The sequence below is a fragment of the Actinokineospora spheciospongiae genome (genome assembly GCF_003182415.1).
Taxonomy (GTDB): Bacteria; Actinomycetota; Actinomycetes; order Mycobacteriales; family Pseudonocardiaceae; genus Actinokineospora; species Actinokineospora spheciospongiae.
Window position 1 is genome coordinate 80,940 of sequence record NZ_QHCP01000008.1, and the last position, 14,784, is coordinate 95,723.

Below are 14,784 nucleotides of genomic sequence, written 5' to 3' on the forward strand. Positions count from 1 at the left end.
GATTCGGGGGCTTCGCCGCTCAGCCTGTGGACAACCCCCGCCGACCACCCCGGCACTGTCGGTCCCCGGTGGTTGGATTGATTCGGGGGCTGCTCAGCACCGCCTCACAGCGAGCCCATGGCGATCAGCTGCCCCAGCGCCCGGATGTCGGCCTTGCCCCGGAACTCCAGCCGCACCTTGCCCAGCCCGCTGAACCACAGCTCCAGCTCCGCGTCCAGGTCGAAGTGGCCCGCCGTCTCGATCGAGAAGGCCTGCACCTTGCTGTACGGGAGGGACGTGTAGTCGCGCTTCTTGCCGGTCATGCCCTGGATGTTGACCGTGATGAGCCGCTTGTCGGTGAAGGCGACGAAGTCGCGGACGCCCTTGAACGCGGCGACGAGTCGTTCGCCGGGGATGAGAACGGGGGCCAGATCCTGTCCGATGTCGCGCGTGTCGATGGGGGAGAGCTTGAAGACGGAGGCTTTCTCAAAGTCGATCATGGTGAACGAGCTTAGACCTGGGATCATCGCCAGCGTGACCGATGCGCGTTCCGTTTCCCGACCGCCCACCCCGCCCGCGGGTCGGGCGGTGGTGCTGGTGGTGTCGCTCCTGGTCGTCGGCGTCGCGGCGGGGGCGGTCACGCTGTGGTGGACCGGCGGGTGGGGGGTGAGCGGCGACGCGGCGGCGGGCGCGCGGGCGAACGCGGTGTGGACCGGGCTCGTGGCCGCGGTCGCCGCGGGCGGGCTGGTCGGGCTGCTGCTGTTCTGGCGGGCCCAGCGCACCGCGGTCGCCGACCTCGACCACCGCGAGCGCGACCTGGCCCTGCGCCGCGAGGCCGCCGCCGACACCCAGGCCCACCGCCGCCGGATGGCCGCGGTCGCGCAGGCGGAGGCGGTGGAGCAGCGCATCACCGCCGCGGTGGACCAGCTCGGCGCGGACCGCGACCCGGTGCGCCTCGGCGGCCTGCACACCCTGGAGCGCATCGCCGCCGCCGACCCGGGCCGCAGGCAGGCCGTGGTCGACGTGCTCTGCGCGTGCCTGCGGGCGCCGTACGACACCGGGGAGATCGCGGTGCGGCTGGCGGTGCAGCGGGTGCTGACCCGGCACCTGCGCCCCGGCGACGACCCCGCCACCCCAGCCCCGGACTTCTGGCCGGACCTCGACCTGGACCTGACCGGCGCGCACCTGGTCGACCTCGACCTGACCGGCTGCCGCCTCCGCGCGGTCACCCTCGACCAGGCCGTGTTCGAGGGGCGCACCAGCTTCCGCCGCACCCGCTTCGGCGGCCGGGCCCGCTTCCGCGGCGCCCGCTTCCGCGACGGCCTCGCCGCCCGCGGCGCCCGCTTCCACGGCGGCGCCGACTTCCGCGACGTGCGGTTCGACGCCCCCGACGACTGGGCGGACGCCGGTTTCCGCGCCGCGGACTTCCACGGCGACACCACCTTCGCCCGCGCCGCGTTCGCCGCCGAAGCCCAGTTCCGCGACGCCCGCTTCCATGCCGACGTGTCCTACGGCCGGGTCGCGTTCGACGCGGGCGCCGGGTTCGCCGGGGCGGAGTTCCAGGGGAGCGCGTGGTTCGGCAATGCCGTCGTCACCGGGTCGGCCGACCTGGCGGGCGCCAGGTTCCGCAGGCACGCCCGGTTCTGCGACACGGTGTTCGACGGTCCGGCTGACTTCACCGGCGCCCACTTCGACGGATTCGCCGACTTCGAGGCCGTGGACTTCCGTGCCTCGGCGGCTTTCGCCGAAGCCGAGTTCACTGCTGATCCGCCTGCCGAGGTCGCTCCGTTCCTCACTGCCGACTGACCGGGTGCCTGCGGCGGCGTGGTTCCGCTTGCCGTTTCAAGGGCCCGGGATTTTTGGGGGCGTGCCCGGGTGGGTGGATCTGCTTGGGCGGGGCCCCTACGGCGATCATGTGCCCAGTGCGACCGAGTGAGGCGGAAAGAGTGCCTCACAGCCCGGGCAGGCTTGCACATGATCGCCTTCCCCACCCAAGCACATCCACCCACCCGGGCAGAGCCGTAGCCGGGCCGGCGGTTCGTTGGGTGGCCGGGTTTCGCTGCGCCCGGTGGGGTTGCTGGTGGCGGGCCGCCCGGCCGGTGGTTGGCGGGTGGTCGGCGGCTGCGCTGGGGTTCGGGGTGGCTGGGCCTGCGGTCCGCGCCCGGCGCGGGGCCGTGTTCGCCTGGGTAGCGTTCTGCCCATGCGTGCTGTGCTGTTCGAGGAGTTCGCCGGGCCCGTCGCGGTTCGGTCGGTGCCTGATCCGACACCTGCCCGTGGTGGGGTGGTCATCCAGGTGGGTGCCACGGGTCTCTGCCGCAGTGACTGGCACGGGTGGCAGGGGCACGATCCGGGGATCGCGCTGCCGCACGTGCCCGGCCACGAGCTGGCGGGCACCGTTGCCGCGCTCGGTTCTGACGTGCGCGGGTGGGCGGTGGGGGACCGGGTCACGGTTCCGTTCGTCTGCGCCTGTGGGCGCTGCCCGGCCTGCGCGGCGGGGGCGCAGCAGGTGTGCGAGCGCCAGACCCAGCCCGGGTTCACCCACTGGGGGTCGTTCGCGGAGTACGTGGCGATCGACGACGCCGAGGTCAACCTGGTCGGGCTGCCCGCCGGGGTGCCGTTCGACGTGGCGGCGGGCCTGGGGTGCCGGGTCGCCACGTCGTTTCGGGCGGTGGTCGCCCAGGGGCGGGTTGCTCCGGGGGAGTGGGTTGCCGTGCACGGGTGTGGCGGGGTGGGGTTGTCGGCCGTCGCGGTCGCGGTGGCGGCCGGGGCCAGGGTGGTGGCCGTGGACATCTCCCCGCAGGCCCTGCTCCTGGCGCGGCACCTGGGTGCGGAGGCCGTCGCGGGTTCTGCCGCCGAGGTGGTGGAGGTGACCGGGGGTGGTGCGCACCTGTCGCTGGACGCGTTGGGCAGTGCGGTGACGTGTGCGGGGTCGATCAACTCGCTGCGCAGGCGCGGCAGGCACGTCCAGGTGGGGTTGCTGCCGACCGACCCGCCGGTTCCGATGGGGCGGGTGATCGCCTACGAGTTGGCGGTCCTGGGCAGCCACGGGATGCCCGCGCACGCCTACCCGGCGCTGCTGGACCTGGTCACCTCGGGTCGGCTGCCGGTGGATCGCATGATCACCCGCCACCTCCCGCTGGTGGAGGCGCCCGCCGCGCTGACCGCCATGGACACCGCCCCGGGCAACGGGGTGACGATCATCGAACCGTCGCGTGCGGGTGGAGCGGCCTGATGGCTGTGCCCCCGGGGGAGGCCCGGGGGCACAGCCGCGCGATCGGGGTCAGCGGGGCTCGTAGGACAGGTTGGGGCGGAGCCAGCGCTCGACCTCGCCCACCGGCATCTGCCTGCGCTCGGCGTAGTCCTTGACCTGGTCCTGGTTGATGCGGCCCACGGTGAAGTAGCGGGAGGCGGGGTTGGCGAAGATGATGCCGCTGACCGCCGCCGCCGGGGTCATGGCGTAGGACTCGGTGAGGCCCATGCCGTGGGATTCGGCTTCGAGGAGGGTGAAGAGGTCCTTCTTCTCCGTGTGGTCGGGGCTGGCGGGGTAGCCGAGGGCGGGGCGGATGCCGCGGAAGCGCTCGGCGTGCAGGTCGGCCAGGTCGGGGGTGGCGTCGGGTTCGAACCACTCGCGGCGGGCCTTGAGGTGTATCCACTCGGCGAAGGCCTCGGCAAGGCGGTCGGCGAGGGCCTTGACCATGATGGCCTTGTAGTCGTCCTGCTTGGCCTCGTACTCGGCGGCGAGCTTGTCGGCGCCGTGGATGGCGACGGCGAAACCGCCCAGGTGGTCACCCCCGGGGGCCACGTAGTCGGCCAGGCAGCGGTTGGGCCTGCCCTCGGGCTTCTCGGTCTGCTGGCGCAGCATCGGGAAGCGGACACCCACCTCGGGGAGGACGATGTCGTCGCCCTCGCTGTGGGCGGCCCAGAAGCCGTAGGAGCCCCGGGCGGTGAAGGAGCCCTCGGCGATGATCTGGTCCAGCAGGGCCATGGCGTCGTCGAAGAGTTCGCGGGCCACCGGCTGTTCGAGGATGGCCGGGTACTTGCCCTTGAGCTCCCAGGCGAGGAACAGGAAGGTCCAGTCGACCATCTCGCGGAGCTCGGGGATGGTCGGGGACACCTCCCGCACGCCGGTGAACGCGGGGGTGGGCAGGTCGGCGAAGTCGACCTCCTCGCGGTTGGCCCTGGCCGCCGCGAGGGTCAGCAGGGCCTTGTGCTGGCGGTTGGCGTGCTGCACGCGCAGCTTCTCCTGGTCGACCCTGGTCTCGGCGGCCAGCAGCTCCGCGCGGTCGCTGTTCATCAGGTCCGAGACCACGCCGACCACGCGGGACGCGTCGAGGACGTGCACGGTGGTGCCGTCGTAGGCGGGGGCGATGCGCACCGCGGTGTGCTGGCGGGACGTGGTCGCGCCGCCGATGAGCAGCGGCAGCTTGAGGCCGCGGCGCTGGATCTCGGTGGCCACGCCCACCATCTCGTCCAGCGACGGGGTGATCAGCCCGGACAGGCCGACCGCGTCCGCGCCCTCGGCGACCGCGGTGTCGAGGATGGTGGCCGCGGGCACCATCACCCCGAGGTCGATGACCTCGTAGTTGTTGCAGCCCAGCACCACGCCGACGATGTTCTTGCCGATGTCGTGCACGTCGCCCTTGACCGTGGCCAGCACGACCTTGCCCTGGCCGCGCACGGCCTCCTCGCGGCCCTCCAGCCGGGCCTTCTCCTTCTCCGCCTCCATGAACGGCTCCAGGTAGGCCACCGAGCGCTTCATCACCCGGGCGCTCTTGACCACCTGCGGCAGGAACATCTTGCCCGCGCCGAACAGGTCGCCGACGACCTTCATGCCGTCCATCAGCGGGCCCTCGATCACGTCGAGCGGGCGCGCGGCGACCAGGCGGGCCTCCTCGGTGTCCTCCTCGACGAAGTCGACGATGCCGTGCACCAGCGCGTGCTCCAGCCGCTGCGCGACCGTGCCCTCGCGCCAGGTCAGGTCGACCACGCGCTTGGTGCCCTTGCCCTTGACGTTCTCCGCGTAGGAGACCAGCCGGTCGGTGGCGTCGGGGCGCCGGTCGAACAGCACGTCCTCGACCAGTTCCAGCAGCTCGGCCGGGATGTCCTGGTAGACCGCGAGCTGGCCCGCGTTGACGATGCCCATGTCCAGCCCGGCGGTGACGGCGTGGAACAGGAACGCCGAGTGCATGGCCTCGCGGACGACGTCGTTGCCGCGGAAGGAGAACGACAGGTTCGAGATGCCGCCGCTGATCCGCACCCCGGGGCAGCGCTCCTTGATCAGCGGGAGCGCGTCGATGAACGCCTTGGCGTAGCCGTTGTGCTCCTCGATGCCGGTGGCCACGGCCAGCACGTTCGGGTCGAAGATGATGTCCTCGGCCGGGAACCCGACCTCCTCGGTGAGCAGCTTGTACGCCCGGGCGCAGATGTCGACCTTGCGCTCGGTGGTGTCGGCCTGGCCCTTCTCGTCGAAGGCCATCACCACCACACCGGCGCCGTAGTCGCGGATGGTGCGCGCCTGGGCCAGGAAGGGCTCCTCGCCCTCCTTGAGGCTGATCGAGTTGACCACGCCCTTGCCCTGCACGCACTTGAGCCCGGCCTCGAGCACGCTCCACCGGGAGCTGTCGACCATCACCGGGATGCGGGCCACCTCGGGCTCGGTGGCGATCAGGTTCAGGAACGTCACCATCGCCGCCTCGCTGTCGAGGAGGTCGGCGTCCATGTTGACGTCGAGCAGGTTCGCCCCGCCGCGCACCTGCTCCAGGGCGACGTCCACCGCGGCCTGGTGGTTGTCGCCCTCGATCAGCCTGCGGAACTTGGCCGAGCCGGTGACGTTGGTGCGCTCGCCGATCATCACGAACCCGGTGTCCGGGCCGATGGCGAACGGCTCCAGCCCGCTGAACCGGGTCGCGGGCTCCGGCCACGCCACCTCGCGCGTGGGCATCCCCTCGACCGCCTCGGCGATCGCGGCGATGTGCGCGGGGGTGGTGCCGCAGCAGCCGCCGACGGCGTTGACCATGCCGCTGCCCGCGAACTCGCCGATCAGGGCCGCCATCTCGGCCGGGGTCTGGTCGTAGCCGCCGAAGGCGTTGGGCAGGCCGGCGTTGGGGTGGGAGGCGGTGAAGGTGTTGGCGAAGCGGGCCAGCTCGGCCACGTGCGGGCGCACCTCCGCCGCGCCCAGCGCGCAGTTCACGCCCACGACCAGCGGCTCGGCGTGCGCGATCGAGCGCCAGAACGCCTCGACGGTCTGCCCGGACAGGGTGCGGCCGGACAGGTCGACGATGGTCACCGAGATCCACAGCGGGAGCTGCGGGGCGACCTCGCGGGCGGCGGCGATGGCGGCCTTGCAGTTGAGCGTGTCGAAGATCGTCTCGATCATGAGCAGGTCGACCCCGCCCTCGGCCAGCGCCGCGATCTGCTCGGCGTAGGTGGCCTTGACCTGGTCGAAGGTCACCGCGCGGTACGCCGGGTCCTCGACCTTCGGCGACAGCGACAGGGTGACGTTGAGCGGGCCGATGGACCCGGCGACGAACCGGCCGCCCGCCTCGTCGGCGGCCTGGCGGGCCAGCCGGGCCGCCGCCAGGTTCATCTCGCGCACCAGCGGCTCCAGGCCGTAGTCGGCCTGCCCGATGCTGGTGGCGGTGAAGGTGTTGGTCGTGGTGATGTCCGCGCCCGCGGCCAGGTACTGCCGGTGCACGTCGAGGATGACGTCGGGGCGGGTGAGGTTCAGCAGGTCCGGGTCACCCGTGACGTCCTTGGGGTGGTCCGCGCCGATCAGGTCGCCCCGGAAGTCCTCCGGGCTGAGCTTGGCGCCCTGCAACATGGTGCCCCACGCACCGTCGAGGACCGCCACCCGCTGGGCGAGCAGTTCCTCGAGGGCACGAGTCCGGTCACCGGTAGTTGTCGTGGCGCTCGACGGAGTTGCCAATGGCCCACCTCTCCTGTTGGAGACGCCCTTGCCGACTGCTTCGCGGGACGAGCGTGGCGGGGTGACCCCCGTCGCAGCGCCTCTCGACCCGGGCATCGACTTTACCAAGGCCGGGTCCGCCGGGTGGGTGGCGATCCACACCTCGGACACCGACCGCGCGCGACCGGCGGTTTCCGGTGCCTCGATCCCGCTCACGTCTGCCCGCACGGCCCGCCCCAATCGTCGTCCTCGGTGGTGGCGGGACCAGCCTGTCGCCCCGGGTGCAACGCGAGAGCAAGACGGCGTCGTTCCCGGTGCCGAGGCCACCGCCCGGCGTCCATCCCGCCCGGCGGGCCCTGGTCAGCGCACATCGAAGACCTTGCCCGGGTTGAGGATGCCGCGCGGGTCGAGCGCCGCCTTCACCGCGCGGTGCATGGCCAGCACGGCCGGGGACAGCTCGGCGCGCAGCCCACCGCGCTTGAGCAGGCCCACGCCGTGCTCGCCGGTGACGGTGCCGCCCAGCGCCAGGGCGTCGCCGATGATCCGCTCGAACGCCGCCCGGGCCCGCTCCCGGGCGGCGGTGTCCCCCGGCGGGGTGATCAGCAGCGGGTGCAGGTTCCCGTCGCCCGCGTGCGCGATGTTGGCGATGAAGGTGTCGTGCGCGGTCGCGGCGGCCTCGATGCGCGCGAGCATCTCCGGCACCGCCGCCACCGGCACGCAGACGTCCTCGGTCAGCACCGGCCCGAGCCGCTCCAGCGCCGGGTAGGCCAGCCTGCGCGCCTCGAACAGGGCGTCGGCCTCGGCCTGGTCGGTGGAGCGGGCCGCCCAGGTCGCCCCGGAGCGCTCGAAGCAGGCCAGCACCGCGTCGGCCTCCTGCTCCCCGGCCACCCCCGGCGCGTCGGTGCGGGCCAGCAGCACCACCTCGGCGTCGACGGACAGGCCCATGTTCTTCCACCGGTCGACCGCCGCCAGGCAGTGCCGGTCGACCAGTTCCAGCGCCGAGGGCGTCAGCCGCGCCTGCGCCACCGCCGCCACCGCCCGCCCGGCGTCGACCGCGGAGGAGAAGTACCCGGCCACGGTGTGCTCGGGTGGTCGGGCCGGGCGCAGGCGCACGGTGACCTCCGTGATCACCCCGAGCGTGCCCTCCGAGCCCACCACCAGGCCGGTCAGGTCGTACCCGGCGACGCCCTTGGCGGTGCGCCGACCGAGCCGGACCACCTCGCCGGTGCCGGTGACGACCTCCAGGCCGAGCACGTAGTCGCGGGTGACGCCGTACTTGACGCAGCACACCCCGCCCGCGTTGGTCGCCACGTTGCCGCCGATGGTCGACCAGGGCGCGCTGGCCGGGTCGGGCGGGTACCAGAGGCCCTGCTCCGCGCACGCCGCCCGGAGCACGTCGTTGACCACGCCGGGCTCCACCACGGCCAGCCGCTCCTGGGGGTCGACCTCCCGGATGGCGGTCATGGCCTCGGTGGTCAGCACCACGCAGCCCTCGACCGCGTTCGCGCCGCCGGAGAGCCCGGTGCCCGCCCCGCGCGGGACCAGCGGGGTGCCGGTGTCGAGGCAGGCGCGGACGGTGGCCAGCACGTCGGCCGTCGTCCGGGCGCGCACGACGGCGGCCGGGGTGCCGTGCGGGGCCCACTCCGCCTCGTCGTGCCGGTGGCCGCCGGTGTCGTCGAGGAGGGTGCCCGCGGGCAGTGCGGCTCGGAGCCGTTCGAGGACCGGTGCTGCTGTCATGCCGTCCACGTTATGGGCAGTCGCGGAATCGTGCGCCGAACCATCCACAGCCCCTTCATTCGTCCACAGTGCCCGGTCGGGCCTTGCCGGGTGCGGGCGGGCCGGTGTATGGGAGCCGCCGCCGTTCGGGTCGGGGGTGTACGCGGGGCGGGAGCCGCGTTACCGTCCGAAGCGGTCTCCCCGGCGCGCCGGGGGAACACTGGCTTACGTGGATGTGTTGAGGGAGAGGGGAAGCATGCCGGAGCGGGTGGCGACCGACCTCCGCCGCGGCGGCCTCGCGGACCTGCCCGCCGTACTGGCGATGCTCGACGGCGCGGTCGACTGGCTGGTCGCGCGCGGCCGGGCCGGGCAGTGGGGGGAGCGGCCGCTGTCCGAGCGGCCTGCGCGGGTGACGAAGATCGTGCGGGACCACATGGTGTGGCTGGCCGAGGTGGCGGGCGAACCGGTGGGCGCGATCATGCTCCAGCCGGCGGCGCCCGCGCACATCCCACCCGCGAGCGGGCCGCAGCTCTACGTGACGCTGCTGGTGGTCGACCGGCGGTTCGCCGGGCACGGCATCGGGCGGACGCTGCTGGACCTGGCGGTGTCGGAGGCGCGCAGGCTGGGGCTGCCGGTGCTGCGGGTGGACTGCTTCGCCGGGGTGGACGACCGGCTCGTGCGCTACTACCGGGCGGCCGGGTTCGTCGAGGAGTCGCGGTTCGACCTGAACGGCTGGGAGGGGTGCGTGCTGTCGCAACGGGTGTTGTCCACAGGCTGAGGGCCGGTGGTTCCGGATTGTCGGTGCCCTGTGGTTGAGTTGAAATCGGGGGTCCCCCGGGGCTTGTCCACTGTGGACTGGCGGTGGGGGCGGGTGCGTGCTGGTCGTGCACGCGTGTCGGTCGTGGGTGCAGGTCGGTCGTGGGCGGCCGTCGGTTGTGAGCGGCCGTCGGTTGTGAGCGGCCGTCGGTTGTGGGCAGGCGTCGGTTGTGGGCAGGCGTCGGCTGTGGGTGCAGAGGGGGTTGCCACGGGGTTCCCTGGCGGGGGCGGGAACTCCTGTGCGGTCGGGGGTGGAGCAGGGGTTCGGTACGGCAGGTGAACGGAGGGGGTTGGTTGCGCACGGTCGGGTGAGGCTCGGGCTCGATCGGCGGATCAGGTGGGCGGGGCGCTTGTCCTGCCGGGAGCGGGCAACCCTGGGGCCCCAGTGCCCCCGCCTCGGGTGGGAAGCCATTCGGGGCGGGGGCGCGTCGCCGCCGCGGAGAAGGGCGGCGACGCGCCAGGGGGCGGGGAGGGCTACTCCTCCTCGTCCTCCGGTTCGAAGGGGGCGACGGTCCACGGGGAGGTGGGCGTCTCGCGCTCGGCGGCGTGGCCGATGGGGATGGTGGACAGGTCGGGCAGGGTGGTGTCGCGGTCGACGAGGACCGCGAGTTCGACCACGCGGGCGTCGTCGAGGTCGATCTCGGTCTCGCCGAAGAACTGGAACTCGCCGTCCTCGTCGTGGAAGATCCAGACGACGGGTTCGCCGTCGAGGACCGGCTGGGTGGTCCAGGCGCGGTCGCCGTCGAACTCGTCGTCCTCGGACTGCTCGCTGATCTCCCAGGCCGCGCCCACCACGGCCCGCTCGGCGGCGTGGCCGACGGGGAGGGTCATCAGGTCGGCCAGGCCGGGGTCGAGCTTGAGCAGGTCCTCGATGTGGGTGATGACGCCCTCGTCGTCACTGGTGACCTCGGTGTCGCCGAGCACCCGCCAGTCGCCGTCGTGGTCGTGGAACACCCAGGTGATCGGCTCGCCGTCGAGCACGTAGGTGCTGGTGTAGGCGTGCGGGTGGTCGTGCTCGTCCTGCTGGTCGTCGTGCTCGCTCATGGGCGCCATCGTGCCCTAGAGGCCCCGGTCCAGTACCGCGGCCGTCACCCGGTCGTCGATCGAGGAGGTGGGAGACTCCGCCGCGACCCACGGGTCCCCGCCGAACCAGGTCTGGAAGATCTTCTCCGCGGTCCGGGTGGCCAGGGCCTGGCTGGTCAGCGTCGGGTTGGCCCCGCCAGCCGAGTTCGCTAGCGCCGAGTTGTCCGCGATGAACAGCCGCGGCACGAAGCGCGCCTGGCCATCGGAGTCCAGCACGGAGGTGGCCGGGTCCAGGCCCATCCGCATGCTCGACTGGACGTGCAGCAGCAGCGGCGCCCAGTCCATCCGGTGCACCGCGCGCGCCCCGGCGGCCCGCATCAGCTCGACCGACCGGGCCGCGAGGAAGTCGCGGTTGCGGCGGGTGCGGGCGGTGCGCTTGCGATGCTGGATCTCCACCCGCGCCACCCGGCCGTGCTCGTCGGAGGGCAGGACCGACGACAGCGTCACCCGGTTGTCCGCCTGCACGTCGTCGTCGGTGACCACGAGCGCGGTCAGCAGGTTGTCGACCTTCGACAGCGCGCCCTTGAGGTCGTTGCCGACCAGCCGCCCGAGCGTGTCCGCGCCCTGCGGGCCCACGCCGCTGTCGTTGTCGTAGACGCCGGAGATGCCGGAGTCGCTGAAGGTCATCGCGAAGCTCTGCAGGGCGGGTGGCAGGCAGACGTTCTCCACCCCGCCGTACCCGGGGAAGTCGCAGCGGACGTTGGAACCGGCGCCGCGCGAGGAACCCACGTAGGAGTCGAACTCGCCGAACACCCAGTCCAGGTGGTGCTCGGTCAACCCGCGCCCCACCCAGTCGTTCGGGTTGGGCAGGCCGCTGTTGAACCACAGCCGCGGGTTCTCGACGCACCCGCCGGAGAGCACCACGACCTTCGCCTCCACGGTGTGCAGCGCGCCGTCGGGCGTCCGGTAGACGACCCCGCGCGCCTCCCCGTTGGACATCAGCACCTTCACCACGTACGCGTCGGTGATCAGCTCGGCCGCCTTGCCGCCCTGGGACCACGCGTCGGCGGTGAGCATCATCGGCACGTAGGAGTTGTCCGTCGACCGGCGGGCCTTGAGGTTGCGCGGCGCCTGCCGGGGTTCGACGCAGCCCTGGAAGCAGTGCCCGCAGAACGTGCAGCCCTGCGCGTCCGGGTAGAGCAGTTGCAGGCGGTCGTTGGTCCGGCCCGCCGTGCCCTGCGGTTGCAGGATGCAGTTCTCCTGCGCGCGGTAGGCCGGGCCGTGCACGTCCTTCGTCGTCTGGTGCGCCAGCCCGAGCCCCTCGGCGCCGCGGAAGAAGAAGGACTCCTTGGTGCCCATGGGCGCGGTCTGCACCGGCAGCGTCTGCTCCACCCACTCCAGGTACGGGCGGAACTCGTCGTAGCCGAAGGGGAACAGGTGCGCGGTGTCGTACTCGGCCTTGTCCGGCCCGTCGTAGCCCGCGAACACCCCGGCGGGCGGGCGGGGGCAGTTGCCGAAGTAGTGCAGCGTCGTGCCGCCCACCCCGGCGATCTGCCAGACGAAGGAGTTCTGCGGGAAGTCCCGCAGCCACGGCGCCTCCGACCGCCTCGACGGCCCGACCCGCAGCACGCCGGTGATCGGGTTGTTGGCGTCGTCCTCCAGCCGGGTCCACTCCTGCTCCGGGCGCAGGTGCCGGGCACCCGCCTCCAGCACCAGCACGTCCAGGCCACGACCGGCGAGCTCCTTGGCCACCACCGGGCCGCCGCCGCCGGACCCGACCACCACCACGTCGCGCATCTGCACTCCTTCAATCAGCTCGGTCGGCTCGATCAGCTCAGTCGGTGACGCGGTCGACGCCGCGGTAGTAGCCCTGGAACTCCGCCCACCCGTCGCTGACCCCGGCGTAGCCGGACAGGTCCCAGCCGACCGGCCGCCGGGTGAGCTGGTGGGTGGTCCGGTCGAACACCGGCGCCTCGGAGTAGACGGCGAAGGCGGCCAGGGTGGGGATGGTGTTGATCAGGAACCGGACCGGGGTGCCGTCGGCCAGGCCGGGCCGCTCCAACCGGCGCAGCACCTCGGCCTTCTCCGCGTACTTCAGGTTCGCGAACGCCGCGGCGAACGGGCCGAAGTTCGAACCGGGGTTCACCGCGCTCGCGGTGATGTTGAGGATCGCGGCGACCGCCGCCGCGCCCGGCAGGTTCAGGTCGAACGGCCTGCCCACCAACGGGTACGGGATCGCCTGGTCGTAGGTGTACTCCAGCGCGGGCGCGGCGAGGGCGTCCACCCCGCCGGTGGTCTCGGAGGTCACGCCCTGGTGCCGGGAGAACCGGTCGCCGCCGGGGACCAGGAACGCCAACAGGCCCTGGAAGGTGTCGCGGATCGGGGGCAGGGCAACGGCTTCCGCGGTGGGGAGCGAGACCCCCACCGCGGTGAACGCCGCTGCGAAACCCAGTCCGGTGAGCAGGGTTCGTCGGTTGATTTCGGTGGGCAATGGACACCGCCTCAGCTCGGGTGTTGCCCGACATTAGGTTGGTGTCCAGCGCTCCACCAGCACCTGCGCCGAAGTTCCCCGACGTTGACAACGACGTGGTCTGAGGTTGTGGAAAGTGCTGTGCGTCTTGAGGTGTAAGCGTCGAGAATCTGGGTACAGGGGTGTTTCTTGTAGCAGACGAACAGTGCTCGCCTTTTGGGTGGCCGGAGACGAGGTCCAGGCCGGGGGCGGCCTGGACCTTGTCGGGTTCGGTCAGGGGTGGGGGATGTGGTTGTGCTTGATTGCGGTGATCAGGGTGGGGATGTGGGTGGTGAGGGTGGGGCCGGTGGTGTTTTTGGAGTCGCGGAGGGCGGTGAGGGTGCCCAGGACCTCCACGCAGGTCTGGTCGTTGGTGCTCTTGGTTGATTTACGCCAGGTGGAGGCGGGGAGCATTGCGCACCTTTCAGTTGGTGACGTGGCCGGACTTGATGGCCGTGATGAGGGTGGGGATGTGGGTGGTGAGGGTGGGGCCGGTGGTGTTCTTGGAGTCGCGGAGGGCGGTGAGGGTGCCCAGGACCTCCACGCAGCTCTGGTCGTTGGTGCTGCGGGTCGACTTACGCCAGGTTGGCCGGGGGGACATCTGTTGTGGTCTCCATTCGGTTCGCCAGTTCGTGGATGAAGCGCGCGGAATCGTCAGGACTCATGCTCACCTGCCGCACCTTCTCCACGGCTCGTTTGTATGCGTTGACATCGTAGTCTTGATGCAGCCACAAGGTTGTGCGACGGGTTCCGACGAAGGCCACGGTGTTGATCTGACTGGAGTCGATGAGGGTGAAGGTGCTTTCCAGGCCCGGGTGCCAACCCGCCCCGAAAGGGATCAGGTGGAGGTGGATTCTCGGGCGGGACGCCATGCCGACGAGGTGGCGCAGTTGTGCGGTCATGGTTTGTCGGCCGCCGATGTTCTGGTAGAGCGCGCCTTGGCCGATGAATGCCGTGAGTTGTGGGGGTGTTTGCCGGTCGAGGATGTGCTGGCGGTTGATCCGCGTGTGCACCCGGGCGGGGATTTCCTCGGCGGCGATGTCGTCGCGGGACATCATGGCCGAGATGTAATCGGGGGTTTGCAGTGGGCCTGGGACCAGGAGTGGGCTCACCTCGGTGATGGCGGTGGCGTTCTCCTCGAACTCGACGTAGGCCGCCATCTGCTGGCGCTGCTCGGGCAGGGTCGTCGGCATCCACTGCGGGTCGTGGGTGCCGAAGGCGAGGGTCATGATGTTCTCGTACTCGTCGCCCTCCACGCCCAGTACCGTCAGGATGCGTGCCACCTGGTCGGGGGCGGGGGTGCGCTCGCCGGTCTCCCAGCGGGAGAGGATCGCCGGGTCCTTGTTGAGTCGGAAGGCGAACTCGCGCAGCTTCCAGTCCCGACCGAGCCGCGCCTGTCGCAGGGCGTTGCCCAGTACCACCGATTTGGGGGTCTTCGCCATTCCCACTCCGCTGTTGTCGGCCGGTTACGTCACTGCGTAACCGGTTTTTCCAGTCCATCACCCGTTGCGCGTAATGCGACACCGGGCTATCTCGGCGGGCACTCCGCGCTTTCCCAACGGACTCCGTTGAAGCAGCAAGCTACCACCGGCGGCGGACATTGCCCGACGTCCATCCACATGTGGACAACTCGCTTTGTCGGCGCATTTCTGTCGTACCCCCTCGGTAGTGTGGAATTCGGGGGTTCCCTGGGGGGTGTGGACAACTCGGGGGTTGTGCGGCGGGTTTGTCGGCGGGGGTGTGGTGGGATGCGGGTGAGTTCTGCCCGGGGTGGACGTGGGGCGGAGGTGGGGTGGTGTTCGGGGGTGAGGCAGGGCGGGGGAAGGGAGTGGAGCGG

The 14,784-nt window shown here is 71.7% G+C and carries 12 protein-coding genes; 3 read left to right on the forward strand and 9 right to left on the reverse strand.

Annotated features, from left to right (window positions below; genetic code table 11):
* Positions 1-104: 104 nt before the first annotated feature.
* Positions 105-479: a PH domain-containing protein gene (locus tag DFQ13_RS21295; RefSeq protein ID WP_035281783.1), complete on the reverse strand. Its 375-nt coding sequence runs from the start codon at positions 477-479 to the stop codon at positions 105-107.
* Positions 480-513: 34 nt separating this feature from the next.
* Here DFQ13_RS21295 and DFQ13_RS21300 point away from each other — a divergent pair, with 34 nt between their 5' ends.
* Together DFQ13_RS21300 and DFQ13_RS21305 are read left to right on the forward strand one after the other, a co-directional pair.
* The gene (locus DFQ13_RS21300) at positions 514-1,785 is read left to right on the forward strand and encodes a pentapeptide repeat-containing protein (protein WP_146241317.1); all 1,272 of its coding nucleotides are present in this window, start codon (positions 514-516) and stop codon (positions 1,783-1,785) included.
* 394 nt (positions 1,786-2,179) lie between these two features.
* On the forward strand, positions 2,180-3,211 hold the full coding sequence (locus DFQ13_RS21305) for a zinc-dependent alcohol dehydrogenase family protein (protein ID WP_110081083.1): 1,032 nt from the start codon (positions 2,180-2,182) through the stop codon (positions 3,209-3,211).
* Positions 3,212-3,259: 48 nt separating this feature from the next.
* On the opposite strand, the gene metH is transcribed toward DFQ13_RS21305, so the two are convergent.
* Positions 3,260-6,904, reverse strand: a complete 3,645-nt coding sequence (metH, locus tag DFQ13_RS21310; RefSeq protein ID WP_233438511.1) for a methionine synthase — start codon at positions 6,902-6,904, stop codon at positions 3,260-3,262.
* A 339-nt stretch (positions 6,905-7,243) separates the two neighbouring features.
* Entirely contained in the window at positions 7,244-8,620 is a 1,377-nt protein-coding gene (locus tag DFQ13_RS21315; protein ID WP_110081187.1) for an FAD-binding oxidoreductase, read from the reverse strand.
* Positions 8,621-8,855: 235 nt separating this feature from the next.
* Between DFQ13_RS21315 and DFQ13_RS21320 the strand changes: the two genes are divergently transcribed.
* A complete protein-coding gene (locus tag DFQ13_RS21320; protein ID WP_110081084.1) occupies positions 8,856-9,377 on the forward strand; it encodes a GNAT family N-acetyltransferase in 522 nt (173 codons plus the stop codon).
* A 512-nt stretch (positions 9,378-9,889) separates the two neighbouring features.
* On the opposite strand, the gene DFQ13_RS21325 is transcribed toward DFQ13_RS21320, so the two are convergent.
* From DFQ13_RS21325 to DFQ13_RS21350, 6 genes are all read right to left on the reverse strand, one after another.
* Positions 9,890-10,459, reverse strand: a complete 570-nt coding sequence (locus DFQ13_RS21325) for a hypothetical protein (protein WP_052022005.1) — start codon at positions 10,457-10,459, stop codon at positions 9,890-9,892.
* A 15-nt stretch (positions 10,460-10,474) separates the two neighbouring features.
* Positions 10,475-12,235 (reverse strand): GMC family oxidoreductase N-terminal domain-containing protein, encoded by a 1,761-nt coding sequence (locus DFQ13_RS21330; protein ID WP_035289409.1) that lies wholly within the window; start codon positions 12,233-12,235, stop codon positions 10,475-10,477.
* A 37-nt stretch (positions 12,236-12,272) separates the two neighbouring features.
* Entirely contained in the window at positions 12,273-12,929 is a 657-nt protein-coding gene (locus tag DFQ13_RS21335; RefSeq protein ID WP_110081085.1) for a hypothetical protein, read from the reverse strand.
* A 252-nt stretch (positions 12,930-13,181) separates the two neighbouring features.
* Complete coding sequence (locus tag DFQ13_RS21340; protein ID WP_110081086.1) at positions 13,182-13,361, reverse strand: DUF397 domain-containing protein; 180 nt, start codon at positions 13,359-13,361, stop codon at positions 13,182-13,184.
* A gap of 10 nt (positions 13,362-13,371) precedes the next feature.
* A complete protein-coding gene (locus DFQ13_RS21345; protein ID WP_110081087.1) occupies positions 13,372-13,548 on the reverse strand; it encodes a DUF397 domain-containing protein in 177 nt (58 codons plus the stop codon).
* Positions 13,523-14,389 (reverse strand): helix-turn-helix domain-containing protein, encoded by an 867-nt coding sequence (locus DFQ13_RS21350; RefSeq protein WP_110081088.1) that lies wholly within the window; start codon positions 14,387-14,389, stop codon positions 13,523-13,525. Before DFQ13_RS21350 ends, DFQ13_RS21345 begins: the two co-directional genes overlap by 26 nt.
* Between the last annotated feature and the right edge of the window lie 395 nt (positions 14,390-14,784).